General features: G+C 61.6%; 22 protein-coding genes. 14 read left to right on the plus strand and 8 right to left on the minus strand.

Translation table 11 applies throughout. The features are described 5' to 3' along the window. Window positions 1–6 precede the first annotated feature (6 nt). Together J2Y41_RS16620 and J2Y41_RS16625 are read left to right on the plus strand one after the other, a co-directional pair. Window positions 7–1050: a Gfo/Idh/MocA family oxidoreductase gene (locus J2Y41_RS16620; RefSeq protein WP_396133554.1), complete on the plus strand. Its 1044-nt coding sequence runs from the start codon at window positions 7–9 to the stop codon at window positions 1048–1050. A gap of 48 nt (window positions 1051–1098) precedes the next feature. After that, window positions 1099–2211, plus strand: a complete 1113-nt coding sequence (locus tag J2Y41_RS16625; RefSeq protein WP_309930102.1) for an FAD-binding oxidoreductase — start codon at window positions 1099–1101, stop codon at window positions 2209–2211. Window positions 2212–2322: 111 nt separating this feature from the next. Here the strand turns inward: J2Y41_RS16625 and J2Y41_RS16630 are convergent, their stop codons facing one another. Further along, window positions 2323–2928 (minus strand): TasA family protein, encoded by a 606-nt coding sequence (locus tag J2Y41_RS16630; protein ID WP_224094101.1) that lies wholly within the window; start codon window positions 2926–2928, stop codon window positions 2323–2325. 250 nt (window positions 2929–3178) lie between these two features. Here J2Y41_RS16630 and J2Y41_RS16635 point away from each other — a divergent pair, with 250 nt between their 5' ends. From J2Y41_RS16635 to J2Y41_RS16680, 10 genes are all read left to right on the plus strand, one after another. After that, on the plus strand, window positions 3179–3619 hold the full coding sequence (locus J2Y41_RS16635; protein WP_309930104.1) for a DUF1801 domain-containing protein: 441 nt from the start codon (window positions 3179–3181) through the stop codon (window positions 3617–3619). A 639-nt stretch (window positions 3620–4258) separates the two neighbouring features. Then, entirely contained in the window at window positions 4259–4813 is a 555-nt protein-coding gene (locus J2Y41_RS16640; RefSeq protein WP_309930245.1) for a sigma-70 family RNA polymerase sigma factor, read from the plus strand. Next, entirely contained in the window at window positions 4810–5676 is an 867-nt protein-coding gene (locus tag J2Y41_RS16645) for a hypothetical protein (protein WP_309930106.1), read from the plus strand. Before J2Y41_RS16640 ends, J2Y41_RS16645 begins: the two co-directional genes overlap by 4 nt. Before the next feature lie 9 nt (window positions 5677–5685). Continuing rightward, window positions 5686–6111 carry a CoA-binding protein gene (locus tag J2Y41_RS16650; protein WP_224166302.1) on the plus strand — a complete coding sequence of 142 codons (426 nt, stop codon included), beginning with the start codon at window positions 5686–5688 and terminating at the stop codon, window positions 6109–6111. Window positions 6112–6195: 84 nt separating this feature from the next. Continuing rightward, entirely contained in the window at window positions 6196–7116 is a 921-nt protein-coding gene (locus J2Y41_RS16655) for a polysaccharide deacetylase family protein (RefSeq protein ID WP_309930108.1), read from the plus strand. 20 nt (window positions 7117–7136) lie between these two features. Then, window positions 7137–7547, plus strand: a complete 411-nt coding sequence (locus J2Y41_RS16660) for an MmcQ/YjbR family DNA-binding protein (RefSeq protein WP_224094109.1) — start codon at window positions 7137–7139, stop codon at window positions 7545–7547. A gap of 116 nt (window positions 7548–7663) precedes the next feature. Continuing rightward, window positions 7664–8290, plus strand: a complete 627-nt coding sequence (locus tag J2Y41_RS16665) for a hypothetical protein (protein ID WP_309930112.1) — start codon at window positions 7664–7666, stop codon at window positions 8288–8290. Between the two features lie 177 nt (window positions 8291–8467). Then, a complete protein-coding gene (gene ngcE / locus J2Y41_RS16670; protein ID WP_309930114.1) occupies window positions 8468–9877 on the plus strand; it encodes an N-acetylglucosamine/diacetylchitobiose ABC transporter substrate-binding protein in 1410 nt (469 codons plus the stop codon). Continuing rightward, entirely contained in the window at window positions 9874–10899 is a 1026-nt protein-coding gene (locus J2Y41_RS16675) for a carbohydrate ABC transporter permease (protein ID WP_224166306.1), read from the plus strand. The genes ngcE and J2Y41_RS16675 overlap by 4 nt, the downstream gene beginning before the upstream one ends. Continuing rightward, a complete protein-coding gene (locus J2Y41_RS16680) occupies window positions 10899–11792 on the plus strand; it encodes a carbohydrate ABC transporter permease (RefSeq protein ID WP_216922004.1) in 894 nt (297 codons plus the stop codon). The genes J2Y41_RS16675 and J2Y41_RS16680 overlap by 1 nt, the downstream gene beginning before the upstream one ends. Before the next feature lie 93 nt (window positions 11793–11885). Here the strand turns inward: J2Y41_RS16680 and J2Y41_RS16685 are convergent, their stop codons facing one another. The 6 genes from J2Y41_RS16685 to J2Y41_RS16710 all read right to left on the minus strand — a co-directional run bounded on the left by J2Y41_RS16685 (window position 11886) and on the right by J2Y41_RS16710 (window position 17231). Beyond that, window positions 11886–12410: a flavin reductase family protein gene (locus J2Y41_RS16685; RefSeq protein ID WP_224094113.1), complete on the minus strand. Its 525-nt coding sequence runs from the start codon at window positions 12408–12410 to the stop codon at window positions 11886–11888. A 1-nt stretch (window position 12411) separates the two neighbouring features. Further along, the gene (locus tag J2Y41_RS16690; protein WP_309930117.1) at window positions 12412–12783 is read right to left on the minus strand and encodes a cupin domain-containing protein; all 372 of its coding nucleotides are present in this window, start codon (window positions 12781–12783) and stop codon (window positions 12412–12414) included. Window positions 12784–12785: 2 nt separating this feature from the next. Continuing rightward, complete coding sequence (locus J2Y41_RS16695) at window positions 12786–14273, minus strand: 4-hydroxyphenylacetate 3-hydroxylase N-terminal domain-containing protein (protein ID WP_309930119.1); 1488 nt, start codon at window positions 14271–14273, stop codon at window positions 12786–12788. Further along, entirely contained in the window at window positions 14270–14956 is a 687-nt protein-coding gene (locus tag J2Y41_RS16700) for a DUF2848 family protein (protein ID WP_224094116.1), read from the minus strand. Before J2Y41_RS16700 ends, J2Y41_RS16695 begins: the two co-directional genes overlap by 4 nt. A gap of 51 nt (window positions 14957–15007) precedes the next feature. Further along, window positions 15008–15802, minus strand: a complete 795-nt coding sequence (locus tag J2Y41_RS16705; RefSeq protein ID WP_309930121.1) for a carbon-nitrogen family hydrolase — start codon at window positions 15800–15802, stop codon at window positions 15008–15010. Window positions 15803–15890: 88 nt separating this feature from the next. After that, the gene (locus tag J2Y41_RS16710; protein ID WP_309930123.1) at window positions 15891–17231 is read right to left on the minus strand and encodes an MFS transporter; all 1341 of its coding nucleotides are present in this window, start codon (window positions 17229–17231) and stop codon (window positions 15891–15893) included. Between the two features lie 220 nt (window positions 17232–17451). On the opposite strand from J2Y41_RS16710, the gene J2Y41_RS16715 reads away from it, so the two are divergent. Next, window positions 17452–18093 (plus strand): GntR family transcriptional regulator, encoded by a 642-nt coding sequence (locus J2Y41_RS16715; RefSeq protein WP_224094122.1) that lies wholly within the window; start codon window positions 17452–17454, stop codon window positions 18091–18093. Window positions 18094–18110: 17 nt separating this feature from the next. Here J2Y41_RS16715 and J2Y41_RS16720 read toward each other — a convergent pair whose 3' ends face one another. Continuing rightward, window positions 18111–18404 carry a DUF503 domain-containing protein gene (locus tag J2Y41_RS16720; RefSeq protein WP_224094124.1) on the minus strand — a complete coding sequence of 98 codons (294 nt, stop codon included), beginning with the start codon at window positions 18402–18404 and terminating at the stop codon, window positions 18111–18113. 129 nt (window positions 18405–18533) lie between these two features. Between J2Y41_RS16720 and J2Y41_RS16725 the strand changes: the two genes are divergently transcribed. Then, a complete protein-coding gene (locus J2Y41_RS16725; protein WP_224166312.1) occupies window positions 18534–18968 on the plus strand; it encodes a hypothetical protein in 435 nt (144 codons plus the stop codon). Window positions 18969–19002 lie beyond the last annotated feature (34 nt).

Consider the following 19002-nt stretch of genomic DNA (forward strand, 5'->3'; position numbering starts at 1 on the left):
CCTGTGATGGCCCAAGGAACAGCGGCACCGATCCGGACCGCCGTCGTCGGGTTTGGCGTCTCAGGCAAGGTCTTCCATGCCCCGCTGATTGCAGCGGATCCGAACTATTCACTGGACGTCATCGTGACGGCGGACCCGGAGCGCGCCCGCGAGGCCGCCCGCCTCTACCCACAAGCGAGGATACTGCCCACTCCGGAACACATGTTCGCGCTTGCCAGCGAGCTCGATCTTGTGGTGCTGGGAACGCCGCCGCTCACCCACCTCCAGCTTGGTGCCACGGCGATCGCCTGCGGCCTGAACGTTGTGGTGGACAAACCTTTCGTCACCAGCGTCGCCCACGGTGAGGAACTGGCCACACGCGCGTCCGACGCCGGTGTGCAGCTCACTGTCTTCCAGAACCGCCGGTGGGACGCCGACTTCCTGACGTTGCGCAAACTGCTGCAGGAAGGGGCGCTGGGTGAAGTACGGACTTTTGAGTCACGTTTTGAATGGTGGCGGCCTGAAGGCTTCGGAAACTGGCGCGATACATCAACCCTGGCCGAGGGCGGTGGCATCCTCCATGACCTCGGCGCCCACTTGATCGACCAAGCCATCCAGTTGTTTGGACCAGTGGAGGAAAGCTACGGCGAAACCGCAAACCATGGCCCCCACCCCGGCGCGGCAGACACGGAGGCCTTCGTCACCCTGCTCCACGAGTCAGGCGTTCGATCCCGGCTGTGGATGAACGGCATGGCGGCCCAGGTTGGCCCGCGGTTCCACGTCCTCGGATCAAAAGCCGGGTACACCAAGTGGGGTCTCGACAGCCAGGAACCCGCGCTCGCAGCCGGTGTTACGCCGTCGGAGGCTTCCTATGGCGTTGAACCCCAGGAGTCTTGGGGGCTTCTGGGAGTTGACGGTTCAGCCGCACCCGTACCTGCAGAAAAGGGCGCCTACCCGCAGTTCTACGCGGAACTGGCAGCTTGCCTCCGTGGCCAAGGGCGGCTTCCCGTAGCTCCGGCCGAGGCGCTGGAAACCCTCAAAATCATCGAAAGCATCCACGCCTTCGCCTAAGTGCAAGAGCGTCCCAAGCATCCACAAGCACGAAAGAAAGGGAGAACTATGTCCTCCACCAAGCACGTCGCCGTCATCGGCGGCGGCATCCTGGGCGTTTCCACCGCCGTTCACCTGCTCCGCGGGGGAGCTTCCGTGACGCTCCTGACCGAGCAGGGCCTGGCCAGTGAGGCCACCGGCCGTTCACTGTCCTGGCTTAATTCAGCCGGCGAAAGGTCCACCCCTTACCACCAGCTGCGGCTGGCCGGCGTAGACCGGTACCGGACACTGTTCGCGGCCGACCCCACCCGCGAGTGGCTGCAGTTCGGCGGAGGCCTCATGTGGAACGCTGCCGGCCAGCGCGAGGTGACCGAAGCCCGCCATGCGTACGAACAATCGATTGGCTACGACTCCAAACTCCTCACCCCTGAAGAGATTGCATCGGTGACGCCCGGCATCGACGCCAGCGCTGTTCCCGAGAACGCCATTTTCAACCCGGGAGAGGGCTGGGTCAGCCTGCCGGACCTGGTCAACTTCCTGATGGAGGAGTTCCACAGCCTTGGCGGCCAGCTCGTCCTCAACGCGGGCAAAGTCCAAGTGACGCTCGACGGCGGCCGGGCCAACGGCGTCGAGACTGCTTCCGGCGAGACCTATCCAGCCGATGCCGTCCTCGTGGCATGCGGCGCAGCAACACCCGCCGTCGTGAAGCCGCTCGGTGTGGAAATCCCCAATGGTTCCCCGGTGTCCATGCTGGTGGTCACCAAGCCCGTGGAGCACCAAGTGAAGGCAGTGATGAATACGCCACGTGCCGCCGTCCGTCCCAACCCGGGCAACACTTTCGCCCTGGACCACGACTGGTACGAAGACCGGATCACCGAACACGCCGACGGCTCCTTCAGCATCCCGGACGAGGTTGTCCAGGAACTGGCCGACGAATCCTCCAAGCTGATTGCAGGCAACCCGGAACTCAAGCCTGCGTCCTGGAAGATCGGCTACAAGCCCATCCCCGGCGACGGTGAGCCCGTCTTCGGCGAACTGGGCCAAGTGCCCGGCTGCTTTGTAGCGTTCACGCACTCGGGTGCCACATTGGGACTCATTGCAGGTGAACTGCTGTCCGGAGAGATCCTGACAGGCAGGAAGCACCCCATGCTGGCAACATTCCGGCCGGGCCGTTTCTCCTAGCGGTTACCCCTTCAATAAGCCGCATTAACAAGGGCCAACGGCCCCGATACGCCATCTGCATAAGCGTGTCGGGGCCGTTGGAGTTTTTGGGGTGGTGTTGCTTGGCTGGTGTTACTTGGTGGTTTCGGTGCGTTGGGTGCCGGTGAAGGCGAAGGCGATGGTGCTGGTGGCGCCTTGGAAGGTGTCGTTCGCGGTGGTGGGGAACGCGGTGGTGACTTTGAGGTAGTCGGTTTTGGCCGGGGCCAGGGCGGTGAGGTTGTTCAGGACCTTGTTCGCGGTGATCACCGGGGCGGCGGCCATGACGGTGGTTTTGGTGCCGGTGCAGGTGTAGGGGGCTGCGGCGCCGGTCCAGGCGACGGAGCAGTTCTCGATGGTCAGCTGCAGGCCGTTGGTGACGTCGGTGGTGAGCAGTGAGGCGGTGGCGCCGGCGGAGGTGGTGAGGGTGACGTTGTTCAAGTCCGAGTTGCCGGTGTTGGCCAGGGTGACGAGCTTTTCGACTTTGTCTCCGGGCAGCAGGCCCGCGACGGGGACGTTGAGGGTGTTGTTCGCTCCGGTGCCCAGGGCGATGGTGACGGTGCCGGCGGTGACTTGCTGGCTGGCCGAGGTGGAGGACGTGAACGCGCCGTAGGTTCCCATGCCGGCGACGGCGGCTGCGGTGCCGAGCAGTGCGACGGAAGCGAGGACCTTGCCGGAGGTGGTCTTGAGGCTGATGGCCATGGGAATCAGTGTCCTTTCGGGAGGCCACCGCTGCCGGCCGGCCGTTTCCTGTGCCGGCCCTGAGTGGCTGACAAGAACCACTGTGCCGGGCCAGGATCAAGAACCACTCCTGCAATCCATCAACACTTGCTCAGGAAAAGATCAATGAAGTGCAGTCCCGAAGTCGAGCAGTTTCGAAGAAGCCCCACGAACGGCGACGGACCTATCGTTGAAATATCCGAAAGATTTCCAGCAGCGAGAGGGGCCTGCCATGACGGAGACCGGAACTACCAAGTCCTACGACGGATTCTCCGAGGACGAACGCGCCGCCATGAAGGAGCGCTCGCAAGAACTCAAAAAGACCAGGAAGGCTTCCAAAGCCGACGGCGAGAGCGACGTCCTGGCAAAAATCGCCGAGATGCCACCAGCGGACAAGGCCATTGCGCAGCGACTCCATGCGCTCATCAGGGAGCACGCGCCGGAGCTTTCCCCGAAGACCTGGTACGGAATGCCGGCGTATGCCAAAGACGGGAAGAACATCGTCTTCTTCAAGAGCGCCGACAAGTTCAAGAGCAGGTATGCCACTCTTGGCTTCGAAGAGAGTGCGATGCTCGATGACGGCAACATGTGGCCAACATCGTATGCCCTGACTGAACTTACCCCGGAGCTTGAAACAACGATCGTCGAGCTCATCAAGAGGGCGGTCGGCTAGCGGAGCGGAACCGGCGACGACGGCGGCGGTCACCCTGGAAGGTGACGGCCGCCGTCGTACGTGTTCAGGTCCCTGAACGGGCCTAACTTGGCGGCTGATCCGGTTGGTGTGTTGGATCCGGATGTGGCGGAACGGGACCAGGATCCGGAACCGGAAGCGGCCCGGGCGTCGGATTTGGATCCGGAATAGGGCTGGGCGGGAACGGGGTAGTGGGATCCGGTGGTGGCTGGACCGGCCCCGGTTCCGGCGGGAACGGCTCAGGTTCGTGAGTCGGAGGAAGCGTCATCATCTCTCCTTTGGAACTCGGAATTGGTCCTTCCCACACTAGTGATTATGTGTACAGAGTCCAGAGCTCACTGGTCGCGTTGACGGGCCGGAAAAAGTTTTCAAAAAAGTTCGTACCTCGCGTAACCCTTTGGCGTACCCCGACGATTACGTCTTTGAAAGGGCCGGGCTGGAATTTGTCCCCCATCATGTTCCAGCCCGGTTCTTCTCTTTCCTGATGAGATTTTGAGGGACATGATGGGCCATCCTTGGGGTGGCCCGGTTGAGCAGATACCCTTGGTGGGTTGCCGTCGAGCCAAGGCGGACGACCCTGCTCCAAACCCGGACCTGCCGCCGATCGAAAGTCCCTTTACTGTGACCGACGCATTGACCGACGAAGCGCTTCACGCGCTCAAGGGCAATAACGCGGAACTGTTCAGCGCCGTCTACCAGGCGTACGCCGGACCGGTTCTCGGCTACCTGACCGCTAAAGGCGTGTCGGACCCCGAGGCCATCACACAGGACGTGTTCCTCGCTGTCCTGCCCCGATTGGATGAGATCCGGGGAGGAGCAGGCGGATTACGGACCTTTGTTTTTTCCGTGGCCCACGCCCGCATGGTAGATGAGCATCGGAAGCAAAGCAGGGCCCCGGAACACCACCAGTTCGAGCCGGAGCGCGATACCCGCGAATCGGGTTCTGCAGAATCAGAGGCAATGGGCCTCCTGGCCCCTCACGAGGTCATGAAGCTCCTGGATTACCTCGGGGACGATCAACGCGAGGTGCTGGCCCTGCGGATCGTGGCAGGCCTGACCGTGGAGCAGGTGGCCGTCACCATGGGGAAATCCGCCGGCGCGGTGAAGCAACTGCAGCGCAGGGCTTTGATGACGCTCCGTGAGCATTCGGCAGTAAAGGAATACGTGTCCTCATGACATACAGGGATATGGAACGCGAAGATATCGTCGATGAGCTCCTGCTCGACGCCGGGCCCACTGACGCGCCCGACCTTCGCCGGGCCCTGCTCTCCGTGCGTTCCTTCGCGACCCTCCCGGCACCTGCCCCGAACGCGGCGCTGGCCGCGATGCTCGCCGGACCCCATGATGAAGTCAGCAAACGCCGTTTGCGGAACAAACACCGCACGGCTGTGGTGGGCGTTGCCGTGGTTGCGGCTATGGGGCTCGGCGTGAGTGGTGTGGCTGCGGCCAGTTCCGGTTTCACCCGTACACCCACCTTCGTTGATGAGCTGCTGGGCAATTTCGCTCCGAAACCTTCGGCTGCAGCGCCCGCGCCTGACGCTCCGAAGGTCAGCACCGAACCAGCGCCCTCAGTGGATCCCGCCGGCCTCCCGCCAGCCACCGAATCGCCTGCGGTGCCGGAGACTCCCGACGCTGCCGGGCCGTCAGGCCACGCCTCTTTGCAGCCAGCGGCTGGAGCGCAGGCGGCGACTGGAGTCCGGCCAGCGCCTGGAGCGCAGGCAGAACCTGGGGCGCGGCCGGCCGACGTCGCGAACGTCCCGGCTTCGGGCGCGGGCGGCGAGTTGCCCCCTACGGGCCAAGCGAAGCCTGCGGAAGCAGAGCCTCGGGAGATAAGCCTTGACGAGGGAAAGCTTGGGCAGGCCGGGCTCCCCGACGTTGTTGGACCAACCGCCGCACCGACTGCAACTGCCAAGCCCGCCCCGGCCCACGGTAATAAACCAAGCCAGGCACTCCCATCGTTGGGTGGGAAGCCGTCTCACGAAGAGTTCCAGGCCTTCATGGAGAAGCTGAAGCAGTGGTTGAGGGGCGCGGGACACTAAGCTTGCCTCATGATGCATGTCAACGATCCGGCCGTAGTGGAACGATTGATGCGAACAAAAGGATGCTGGGCAATAGTAGGGCTTAGCAACAATGAGTGGCGCTCTGCATACGACGTCTCCCTGTACGTTCGGGACCGCATGGGCATGGAGATCATCCCCGTGAACCTCAAGGGCGAGGACGTCCATGGCGAAAAGGGATACAAGTCCCTTATGGATATTCCTGCGGAGAAACACCCCATTGACGTCGTTGACTGCTTCGTCAACTCCCAGCGGGTGGGCGCTGTTATTGATCAGGCAATTGCCATCGGTGCCAAGGCTGTGTGGCTGCAGCTGGGCGTTTTCGACGACGACGCCGTGCAGCGCGCCAGGGATGCGGGTCTGGACGTCGTGGTCAATTCCTGCCCGGCACGTGAAGGCTGGCATTACGGCCTGTAATCGCCGGGTCGAATCCTTTGCTAATCTGCAGCTGACTCATTCTTTTAGCCTTGGGAGATGGCCATGTGTGGCGACCATTCAGCGGTGCCCATTTCCACACCAGTTTCCCAACCAGCCAGGCGGGCGGTCCTGGGGGTATTCGGTGTTTCGCTCGTTGCCGGTTTGAGTGCCTGCGCTGCACCCGAAACCACAACCCCGCAAAGCATAGTCTCGCAAAGCACAGTCCCTCAAAGTACGACGCCGGAGCTGCCGCACGGTTCCGCGTCGGCGTCGCCTGAGGTGGCGGGCCCGAACGGCGGGTTGTCGGTCGGGGGTGAGGTGCCGCCGTCGTCCAGTGCAGTCCCAACCCCAACGCCCGCCGCCACGAAACGGATCCGGCGGACGTTCATTCCCGATTACCAGCTTCCGCCGATTGTTGGCGGCCTTGCACCCGTGATCACCAAGATCGAGACCAAACACCCGGTAGTGTTCCTGACGATCGACGACGGCAATATCAAGACCCCGGAATCGGTCAAGCTCATGGCTGACTACGACTATCCGGCGTCCCTGTTCCTGACCAGGGACACCATCGCGGACAACCCCGCATTCTTCAACGCGTTCAAGGCGCAAGGCAGCCTGGTGGAGAACCACACCGTCACGCACAACATCAACATGGTGCGGCAATGGGGATACCAGCAGCAGCTGAACGACATCGTCGGCATGCAGGACTACGCGCTTCAGCAGTATGGCCGGCGTCCCACGCTGTTCCGACCCCCGGGCGGAGCCTACTCCAACGTCATGCGCCAGGCGGTTGCGGCCGCTGGAATGAAGGCGATCGTCACGTGGGAGGCCAAGGCGAACGCCGGAAAAATGGACTACCAGGTTGGAAACTCCCTGCGTCCCGGCGACATCGTGCTGATGCATTTCCGTGCCGAGTTCGGCGCGGACCTCGCTGCCTTCCGTGCTGCGCAGTTGGCCGCGGGCCTGGAAGTGGTGCTGCTGGAGGACTTCCTGGGCGTGGCATAGGGCCGGGTAAGCTCACCTCCATGGACGTTTCCCAGCTCCGCCGGATCTGCCTGGGTTTTCCCGGTGCCTTTGAAGACTTCCCCTTCGGACCTGAAACCTCCGTGTTCAAGGTGCGGGCCGCCGTCGCGGGTGGAGCGCGGCACGAGGCCAAGATGTTCGCGCTTTCCGCCATGGATCCTGACAATTGGTCCGTGAGCCTGAAGTGCGAGCCCGCGTTGGCAGAGCAACTCCGCGCAGCGCATCCCGAGATCACGGGTGCCTGGCATATGAACAAGACTCATTGGAACGGCGTCCGACTGGATGGAGCCCTTCCCGATGACATGATCCGGGACATGGTGGAGGACTCCTATGACCTGGTGGTGGCTACGCTAAGCCGCAAGCAGCAGGAACAGCTCGGCTGGGCGCGGCTCGCGAACGGCACTGGTCTCTGAGGCCGGACTGCACCGGCTCTGACACGGCCCCACACCCTCTCCCCACGCCGCTGACATGGGGCTAGATTGATAGTGCAAGCCAACGGGCGCAGCTGGGGCTGGTCAGGAGCGGGTTGATGCTGGATCAGGGAACTTTGGATCACTTATGGAACTTTGGCGACCCGGCAGCGTCCGAAGCCAGGTTTCGTGCAGCCATGCTGGAGGAAATCTACGACGCCGATGAGCGGGCCGAGCTGGCAACCCAGCTTGGTCGGGCCATCGGTCTGCAGGGCAGGTGGGAGGAAGCTGACGCACTCCTTGACGGGATCGACGGCGACGAACCCACTGTGGGCGTGCGGGTACTTTTGGAGCGCGGCCGGATTTTGAACGCCGGCGGGCATCCAGCGATGGCGGTGCCTCTGCTGGAGCAGGCGGCAGAGTTGGCTGACCACCTTGGTGAGGAATTCCTGGCTGTGGACGCACTGCACATGCTCTCCATTGCGGACACCGCCCACGCGGAAGCCTGGATGCGGAGCGCCCTGGAATACGCCTCCACGGCCCGTCATGAGCGAACCAAGCGATGGATGATTGCTTTGCACACAAGTCTTGGTTGGTTTCTGCACGGTAACGGGCGCTTCACCGAGGCCTTGGTGGAGTTCCAATTGGCCGAACAATGGGCGGAAAGACTGGGAACTGAGCGGCAAAAGCTGCTCGCGCGGGAAGCGATTACCGAGTGTGGAAAAGCCCTTGCGGAGGGTCCGTAGAAAGATCACGCTTTGACAAATGTTGATCGAAACTACCGAGAAATATTGATTTTCGATCATTCGTGGTGAAGTATGTCACACGAAGGTTGGCGCTGCAGAGTGGCCAACCCAGACTGTCCGACTTTCCGGCCGCCTGCCGCAACAGTCGACATTACGAGTCACTGGAGGGTTACGAAAATGAACGTTCAGCACCAGTCCCTTGGCCGCCGCGGATTCCTCCGCGGGGCACTCGCAGCTGCGGTGCTCGTCCCCATGGGGGGATCCATTGCGTCCTGCGCAGCAGGTGGTGGCGGTACGACTACAGGCCCCACGGGCACTGTCTCCGACACCAACCCCTTTGGCATGGCGGACAAGTCCACCGTTGACGCCGTGATCTTCAAGGGCGGCTATGGCATCGACTACGTGGAGTTCGCCGGCAAGGCCTTCGAAAAGGCCCACTCGGGTTCCACCGCCAAGATTGCCCCGTCAACGGATATCGCACAGGAGCTCCAGCCGCGCTTCGTCGGTGGCAACCCGCCGGACCTGATCGACAACTCCGGTGCCAAGGCCATTGGTTTCAGCACCATCCTTGCCCAGCTTGAGGACCTCACCAGCGTGGTGGAGGCCAAGAACCTCGAAGGCAAGGTCATCAAGGACACCCTCTACACCGGCGTGCTCGCTCCAGGGACCTTCGAGGGCAAGCTGGCGGCCCTGAACTATGTGCTCACCGTTTACGCCATGTGGTATTCGGACTCCCTCCTTAAGGAAAACGGCTGGACCGTTCCCAAGACCTGGGACGAAATGTACGCGCTCGGCGAGCAGGCCAAGGCTAAGGGCAAGTACCTGTTCCTCTGGGGCAAGGAAGCAGCCACGTATTACCAGGAAATGGCGATCGCCTCCGCTATCAAGGAAGGCGGCGACGACGTCCGGTTGGCCTTGGAGAACCTCAAGGCAGACTGCTGGTCGCACCCGGCCATCCAGTCCGTCTTCACGGCCTTGGACAAGATCATCAAGGCGGGATACTTCAAGCCCGGCGGTTCCGGAACGCAGTTCACGGCAGCGCAGGCCCAGTGGAGCAATGCCCAGGAAGCGGTTTTCTACCCGTCCGGTTCGTGGATCGAAAACGAGATGAAGGACCAGACCAAGGCGGACTTCAAGATGACGGGCGCACCAGTGCCTTCAGTGAGCGCGAGCCCCAAAAAGCCGTACGCCTCGCTGCACAGCGCAGCCGGCGAGCCTTACGTCGTTCCGTCCCAAGGCAAGAACGTTGCCGGCGGCAAGGAATTGCTCCGCGTCATGCTCTCCAAGGAAGCTGCTACCAACTTCGCAAAGACCAAGCTTGCTCCCACCATCGTCAAGGACACCGTGCCGGCCGACGGCTTCGGTTCCACGGCGTTGGTCTCGCAGACAAAGCTGCTCAGCGATGCAGGCGAGAACATCTACACCTGGAACTTCATCGACCTCTACGGCACCAACAAGGACCAGCTCGTCGTCTGGAACACCTTCCTCGATGGCAAGTCGGACGTTGCGACGCTGACCTCCGCCCTCCAGAACATCACCGACAAGGTCCGCAACGACAGCTCGGTCAAGAAGATTGAAGTGAAGTGACCGTAGTGAAAACCAAGCAGAGCCGGAACGACGACGGCCTGGCCGCCGTCGTTCCGGCCATGGCCCCACCGGTTGTGGTGAGGCGCCGACGCAAGCCGCTGACGTGGGACAAGGTCAGCTTCTTCGCGGTGTTCCTTGGCCTGCCGCTGGCGATCTATCTCTTGTTCGTGATCTGGCCGTTCATCCAGGCCTTCGGATATTCCTTGACGGACTGGTCGGGTTTTTCGCCCACACAGAACTTCATCGGCTTTGAGAACTACGCCAGGATCTTCTCGGACGACATCTTCATGAAGGCGATGGGGAACAACATTCTCCTGGTCATCGTGCTGCCTATCGTCACCATCATCCTGAGCCTGGTCCTCGCAACCATGGTCACCGTGGGTGGGAGCAGCAAGGGCCAGATCAAGGGGCTGCGCAATTCCAGCTTCTACCGCGTTGTTTCGTTCTTCCCGTACACGATTCCTGCCATCGCGATCGGCATCATGTGGGGCCAGATTTATGATCCGTCCGGGGGTCTGCTCAACGGGATCCTGACCAGCATGGGCCTTGACCAGTTCAAGGACTTCGCGTGGCTGGGCGATAAGAACACAGCCATGACCGCCACCATGTTCGTGATTGTGTGGGGCTTTGTTGGCTTCTACATGGTCCTTTTCGTGGCCGGCATCAAGGGCATTCCTGCTGAGCTGTTCGAGGCCGCCAGGATCGACGGCGCGGGAAGGCTCCGCACCGCCGTGTCCATCACCATCCCCCTGATCAGGGACAACATCCAGACCGCCTATATCTACATGGGCATCCTGGCGCTCGATGCGTTCGTCTACATGGCGGCGCTGAACTCCGGCGGTGGTCCGGACAACTCGACGCTCGTGATGGCACAGCAATTGTTCTTCACGGCTTTCAGCAAGGGCCAATTCGGATTGGCCAGTGCCATGGGCGTTGTCCTGGCCGTGGCCACCCTGATCTTCTCCGGCCTGGTGTTCGTGGTTAACCGGCTCACTGGTGGCGACAAGGACGTGAGCATCTAATGACAACAAAAGTCTCAACCCCTGAAATGAAGTCGCTGCATTTCCAGCCGCGCAAACCCGCCACTACTCCCGGGGACAAACTGGTGGGCGCTGTTTCACACACTGCGCTGACCATTTGGTCGCTCATCGTGATCCTGCCGTTGTTGTGGACGTTCATGTCCTCCTTCAAGACATCCAGCGAGATCTTCGCCTCTCCGTTCGCTTTGCCCTCGCAGTGGCGGTTCGACAACTATGTGAAGGCCTGGAGTGAGGCCGGGATCGGGAGCTATTTCCTGAACTCCGTGGTTGTGGTGGGCTCGGCACTGGTGATCGTCATGGTGCTCGGTGCAATGTGCGCCTACGTCCTGGCGAGGTACACATTCCCGGGCAGCCGGGCGATCTACTACCTCATGCTGGCCGGCCTGACGTTCCCGATCTTCCTTGCCATGGTCCCGCTGTTCTTCGTGCTGAAGAACATCGGACTGCTGAACACCCTGCCGGGCCTGATCATTGTGTACGTAGGGTTCGCCCTGCCGTTCACAGTGTTCTTCCTGTTCTCCTTCTTCAAGTCCCTGCCGCACGAAATCACCGAAGCAGCAGCACTCGACGGAGCAGGGGAGTGGCGGACCTTCTTCCAGGTCATGCTGCCGATGGCCAAGCCGGGCCTCGCCTCGGTTGCCATCTTCAACTTCCTGGGCCTGTGGAACCAGTTCCTCATCCCTGTATCCATCAATGCTGCAGGGCCGCGTGTTCTCTCGCAGGGCCTCGCGGCTTTCGCCGGCCAGATGGGGTACGCCGTGGACTTCGGGGCACTCTTCGCCGCCGTCACTGTCACGGTGGTTCCTGTGCTGATTGTGTACGTCATCTTCCAGCGTCAACTGCAGGGTTCGGTCTCGCAGGGCACCTCGAAATAGCACACGCCTGCCAAAAGCAACGCGGGGTCACTTACAGCCCATCCCAAGGGGATTTATGGGCCGTAAGTGACCCCGCGTTGCTTTAAGAGGGGGTTAGAACATCCAGGGGATCTCCGCGTGGCCGAAGTCGGAGAACGAGCCGAAGCGGCCCGCCTTGAACGCGAGAACCTCGCCGTCCCGGTCCCGGCACGTGGTGACCTGGCCGAAGAAGACCTGGTGATCTCCGACGTCGTACTGCTGCACAACGGTGCAATCAGCCTGGGCGAGGGCGCCCTTGATGACGGGAAGTCCATTCTCGGTCATGTCGAATTCGCCGTCGCCGAAACGGTCGCCGCCCCGCACCGCAAAGCGTCGCGCCATCGACTCCTGCTTGGCTCCAAGGATCGAGACGGCGAACTTGCCACTCTCGATCAACGCCTCACCGGTCCGCGTGCCGAAGTTCAGCGAGATCATGAGGATAGGCGGTTCCAGGCTGATGGAGGTCAACGAGCTGATGGTCATTCCGTACAGCTCATCCTCGTGCTTGGTGGTGACCACGGCGACACCCGTGAGGAAGCGGCCCATTGCGCGGCGCATCCCCATGGCATCGGGAACGGTGAAGAGCGGTGCGAGGCTCATGTCAGTTGCTCCGCTCGGTTGTTGCGGGATCCGTGTAGTACCGGACCTCGAACATCTTGGCCCCGGTCTCGGAAACCCACGGACCGTGTTCCATGCCCGGCGGGCGGGTGGCCCAATCGCCGGCTTTGAAGGTCTTGCCCAGGCGCTGGTCCACGAACGAGCCCTCGAAGATGAAGACCTCTTCCCAGAAATCGTGCGTCAGGACGCCGTTGGGTGAGGTGTCCGTCCCGGGTTCGAACTTGAGGATGCGCGTGACGCTGTCATTGTCCGAATCCCGGGCAAGGATGGCCTCCGACAAGCCCTCAATGTGCGGGTTGCAGGGTGCGAAATCCACCGAGGAGGTGGGGGTGAACTCGAATTCGGGCTTTGCCATGGCTATTCTCCTTCCAAGCCGTTGACGCTGCCGTCTGCTGGGCCGTTGATGCCGTAGGAACCAAGGTACTTGTCCAGCTCTGCCACCAGGGCGTCGTAGCCGTAGTTCCGGTAGGTGTAGGCACCGCGGACCACGAACGGGGCGCCCGCGTAGAACATTTCGTACTGCTGGTGGCGTCCGGCGAACTCGGAACCGATGATGTCCCAGGCCAACTTGAACAGCTTCACGCGCTCTTCGCTGGCAACACCGGGGGACTGCACATAGCGTTCCATGTCCGGACGGGTCACATTGCTGGTCATGTCCGCGACGCTGGACGGCAGTTGCAGCACGCCACCACCAACCAGATCGCGAAGGATCGAAATCACCCGCGGGTAAGTCTCGGACTGAAGACCCATGGCCCCGTAAAGTGCGCTCTTCCCGGGAACCACCATGCCGGCGTCGTCAACCGTTGCCGTGTATTCGGCCGCAAGGACCGCCGATTCAACGGACTGGACGATCGCGGCGAGCTCGCCAAGCTTCTCCTGCACGCCGGGGATCTTGTCCGTGCCGTTCACTTGGGTGACCTTGCGTGCAACAGAAGCAATGAACTTCAACTTGGTGGAGAACCGGATCTGGGCCTGCCAGTTTCCCAACGCGTGGGCACCGGTATCGAAGAACTGGCGGCGAAGGGTTTCGATGTTCCGGTTGATGAAGACGCGGTCCCAAGGGACCAGGACGTCGTCGAAGACAACCAACGCGTCTGGCTCGTCGTAGTGGCTGGTCAGCGGGTAGTCGAAGTCGCTGGTGGCTGCCGGCGCGAACGGACGGCGGCAGTACAGCTTCAACCCGTCAGTCGCCACCGGAACGGCGAAGCTGACGGCAAAGTCCACGTCATCCGGACCCAGCGGCTTGATGCAGGTGACAAACACTTCGTCAGCAATCGCCGCGCCAGTGGCGAGCATCTGCGAACCCCGGACAATGATGCCTTCCTCGGTTTCACGCACGACGCCGACCTGCAGGTATTCGCCTTCCCAACCGGACGCAGTGGTTGCACGGGAGACCTGCGGCGGAATGATCGCGTAGGAAAGGTACAGGTTTTCGGAAAGGATCTTCTTGTAGTAGCGCTCGACGTTGCCGGCGAAGTCGCGCTCGTCATTCTTGAACACGTCCGCGTGCGAGCCGAAGGCGGCGAAGAAGGTACCCACGTGGTCGGGGCTGCGGCCTACCCAGCCGTGGGTGTGCTTGGCCCACTTTTCAATGGCGTGACGGCGGAGGACGAGCTCTTCCTGGGTGCGCGGAGCAGCGAACGTGCGGTTCGCGGGTCCATTGATTTTTTCGGAGTGGAACTGCATGCCGTTGCTGGGATCGGCTGCGATGTCGAACAGCTCGGCCATGGTCCGGGCGACCTTCGCGAACGCCGGGTGTTCCAGGACGTTGCCGACTACCTCGCCATCGAGGATCACCGTCCGGCCATCGTTCAGGGACTTCAGGTATTGCTTTCCGGTTCTCATCGAAGTGAGCCTTTCTTGATTTTGTAGTTGTGTTCGATTCTCGTCCCATCCGGGAACGAGAGCGCTACTTTCCAGGAAGTTCCGTCAACGAACTTCCCCTTCAGCAGTGGCAGAGTGCCACCCAGGCACATGAAGTCAGAGTGACCGATGTCCGTCCGCGCCAGGAGCTTTTCGACGACGTCCGCCGGCTTGCGCAGGCCCGCCAACGAACCCTCTTGGTACAGTTCGCCGTCCACCCAGGAGCGGGCGGTGCACTGGTCAAGGTCCAGGTCCTCGAGCGAAGGGACTTCGATGACCTCGGAAGCGATGGGCTTGGGGCATGCCCTCTTGGAATCGCCAATGTCCTGGGCTTCGATGTCCCTGTCCGTGTGGTCGGAACCGATGCCGAGGTAGTACTTTCCGTCGTGGCGAATATAGAGTGGCTCAATTTCGCCGGAGGTCAGGTTGTTGCTGGTGTCGTGTTCGCCTGATGTATCGAACAGGTGCGAGTCCATCCGGTAGAACATGGGCACTTCCGGCGGTGGAGCCACACCAATGGCTGCCAGCTCGTCGATGTGATGCTGCACGGCCTTGGGATCCCGGCCGGTATAGCCGGCCACTACTGCGTGGAAGTCCGAGACCGTGATTGTCTTGTCCGTGCCCACCACCCTGAAGGTGAGTGGGACTTGCCGTGTTGTTTCCATTACGTCTCCTTGAATGCTGCCTGAATCGTGGTGTTTCGGCTTGGCCAAAGGTCAAACGGCAAGGGCGTCGTAGGCCGCGAGCCGATCACCAATGACCGGGAACTCGGTGCGTACTGCCTTGACTTGATCGGGATCGATGTCCACCATGAGCACTGATTCCCCGGCGCCGGCTTCGGCGAGTACGTTGCCGGCCGGGTCCACCACCCGGCTGTGTCCTCCAAGCTCCACGCCTTCCTGGTAGCCTGCGGCGTTGCAGGCAATGACGAAGATTTGGTGTTCCAGCGCCCTGGCGGTTGTGAGCAGCCGCCAGTGTTCGCGACGCGCTGCGGGCCAGGCTGCAGGGACGATGACGATTTCCGCACCCCGGGTGCTCAGCTCCATCCACAAGCCTGGGAACCGGAGGTCATAGCAGGTGATCCCGGCCGTTGCTCCGAAGGGCAACTCCACCACAGGCAGGGAGGATCCGGCGGTGAGGAGGCTGGCTTCCTTGGACTTGTAACCAAAGACGTGGATCTTCCGGTACGTGTGCAGGATTTTCCCGTCCGGTCCCAGCAGGATGGACGTGTTGCTGAGCCGGCCGTCCCCGCCGGCCTCGATGATGCTGCCGACGTGAAGGTACACACCAAGATCGGCGGCAACCTGTGAACACATGGACACCGTGGGACCAGAGAGGGTCTCGGCCAGTGCTTCGTACTCATCGAAGTGGAAGTATCCGGCACTCCATAGTTCGGGCAGGACGATCAGCTCGGCACCGTCGATGCCGCGAAGAATCGCTTCAACGCGAGCTATCCGCTGCCCACGGGATTCCGAATCCGGACTGGCCACCTGGACGAGTGCGACTTTCATGGTTGTTTCCTTACTTTCGTGTTTCGAGTTGGCACTTCGCGCCAATGTTTTGGGCAAACACTGTTATGAAGTGCCATCTCGCGGGGGACTATTTCTGCTCGTCCAGGTCACTGAGCCGCAGGCCCTTGGTCTCCTTGGCGAACATGACCGAGACCATGGAGATCAGACCCATCGCTGCGAGGTAGATGCCGATTGCGTAGCCAGTGCCGAAGGCGCTGTAGAGAGCCAGGGCAATGATGGGGGACAGGGATCCGGCGATCAGCGAGGCGAGGTTGTACGCAACCGAGGTGCCGCTGTACCGGACATCCGTGGGGAACAGCTCGGAGAAGAACGCACCGATCACGGCACTGTAGGCGGCGAAGATCAACAGACCGCCGACGGCGGCGGCAATAATGCCCCAGACTTGGCCTGTGTTCAGCAGTGCGAAGAACGCGAACGCCCAGATGACTGTGGCGATCGAAGCGCCGATCATGATCGGCTTCCGGCCCACTTTGTCCGCATAGAGCGCCAGGATGGGGATGGCGATGACGGCGACGCCCTGGCCGATCATGACTGCCGTGAGGCCTGTCTGCCGCTGCAAGCCCATGATTTGGGTGACGTAGGTGATGATGAACAGCGAGTAGATGTAGAAGCCTGCGTTTTCACCCATGCGACTGCCGGTGGCGATGAGCAGTTGGCGCCAGTTGCGGCGGAACAGAACGGCCAGGGGCAATTTCCGTTCCTTGATGGCTTCTGCCTCGCGCTTCAGCTGTGCTTCCTTGAACAGCGGAGTCTCCTGAACGTAGAGACGCAGGACCAAGCCAATGATCACCAGGAGGGCGGACAGCCCGAAGGCAAGGCGCCAGCCCCAGGCGAGGAATTCACTTTCGGGCATGGTGGCGGCGAGGATTGCCAGCACACCTGCGGCCATGAGGTTGCCCAGCGGCGGACCCATGTTGGGCCAGGATGCCCAGAATGCACGCCGTGCGCTGTCATTGCTGTGCTCGGAAACGAGGAGAACGGCCCCGCCCCATTCGCCGCCCAGTGCGAATCCCTGGATCAGGCGCAACAGCAAGAGCAGCAACGGTGCTGCGACGCCGATGGCTGCATAAGAAGGGATGAACGCAATAAGTGTGGTGGCTACGCCCATGAGCATGAGGCTGGCTACCAGGGTGGCACGACGTCCATGCTTATCGCCCAGGTGCCCCAGGACGACGGCGCCCAGCGGGCGGGCAAGGAAGCCGGCGGCGAATGTTCCCAGCGCCAGCATTGTTCCCACGAGGGGGTCGCCGGTAGGGAAAAAGAGCTTGTTGAAAACCAATGCGGCGGCGGTGCCGTAGAGAAAGAAGTCGTACCATTCGACGGCCGTGCCGGCCAGGCTCGAAGCAGCGACCACGGGCAGGCTGGAGTGCTTCTGCTGCCTCAGTTCTGCTTTCTTCAAATCGGTCATTGTGGGGATCCTTTTGCGGTTGGGAGCGGCCGGGGCTTCCTGTGAAGCGAGGCCGGTCCCAGGAAATTGAGGGGTTCCAAATGGGTGAGCGGAGTCACTGAACAACACTGTAGACTAGTTGTATACAACCCGTCTATATTTGACGAAGAAGTTTTTTCGAGAGCGTCCGGGCCGGCCCTGAATGCAACTCGTATACTGGGCTTCGCGAGAAAGGCTCTCCATGATCCAGATGACTCCCACTGCTCAATCACAGCCCGAAGTGGCTTATCAGTGGATGAAAAGCTATATCGCTGCACTGCCGCGGGATGAGGAGACCTTCCTCAATGAGGCGGTTCTCGCAAAATCCACCGGTACCTCGCGCACACCGGTCCGTGAGGCATTGTTGCGCCTCGAAGCCGAGGGGTTCGTCAAACGGATTCCACACAAAGGCGCCTACGTTCCGCCAATCTCGGACCCCGATGTCCGGGCGATCCTGCAGGCCCGGTCCGTGGTGGAGAAGTGGGCCGTCTCAGCACTGGACAGCATGCCGGATGGGCAGATCGACGCGTTCCAACGCATCATCGACCAACAGCACGAAGCGAAGGAGAACCCCGCCCGGTTCATTGAGTTGGACACAGAATTCCACACGCTCATGGTGCGTGCGGGAGGAAATCCAATCCTGGCCGATTTCTATGCTTCCCTTCGGCAGCGCCAACTCAGGATTGGTGTCCGCGCTGTCACGCAGGGGACAGACCGTGCCGGGGACGTGCTCCGCGAGCATCAGCTGATTGTGGATGCCTTGCGCACGCGGAGCCTGGACGCCGCCCATCAAGCAATCGATGCCCATCTGGACTCAACGCGGCTGGCGGTCATCGGCTACTAACCCCTGGGTTTGGACGCCTAGTCTTCGCTGTGCAGCTCCCGTTGCCTTGCGCTCAGCAGCTCAAGCTCGGGCCGGGCAGCGACGAAGCGTTCAACGGCGTCGAGCACTTCCTTGAGGTGCGCGCGGTCAGGCGCCACGAGCGCCGCACCCAGCAAGGTCCGGCGATATTGGTCCTGCAGTCCGGTCTCGGCTGCGGACACTTCGAAGCGGCGTTTGAGTTCAGCAATGACGGGCCGCACGAGCGAGCGCTTCTCCTTGAGGCTATGGACATCGCCCAGGAGCACATCGAATTCAATCCAACCGATCCACATGGTTCATTATGGGCACGTCTCCGGCCCGGAATCCTGAGCCAATCTTGAGGAAATGCCGCACCGGGATTGATCCAGCCCGATCAGACTGGAACCAGAGCAGGGCCGGAAGCAGCTAAGGGGGCGGGCGGCATGAGCAAGAACCATACCTGGCGCGCACTCGCGGGCGTAACCGCCGTCGCTGTTTCCATGATGGCCGGTCCCACCGCAGCCCTTGCCGCATTCTCTGACACCAGGAATGCCACGCCGCAGTACTCGGCCATGCGTCTCCTTGCCCCGACCAGCGCGGACGTGGTGATGACCTGCTCGGCGAACGGTGCCAAGGTCGCCGTGGACGTGATTTCCTTCGCGGAAGTTCCTGGCGCGAACTATCACGAGATCAAGCTGTACAGCCCCTCCGGGACTTTGGAATTCACCGGCGACCTTAGTAAGAATGCCGGAAAGTCCTATAGGTCCGGAATTCAGCCCCTGGGCAGTTGGACCTACGAGATCCGCGGGTATTACAAGGTTCCCGGCTCGACCAACTCATGGAAAGGCTCCGCTTTGACAGGAACCCTGACATGTTAGAAATTGGCGTGGGACCAAGCGGCAGGAGCGAACA

Origin of the sequence: Arthrobacter sp. 1088, from assembly GCF_031455315.1 — a bacterium.
Lineage (GTDB): Bacteria > Actinomycetota > Actinomycetes > Actinomycetales > Micrococcaceae > Arthrobacter.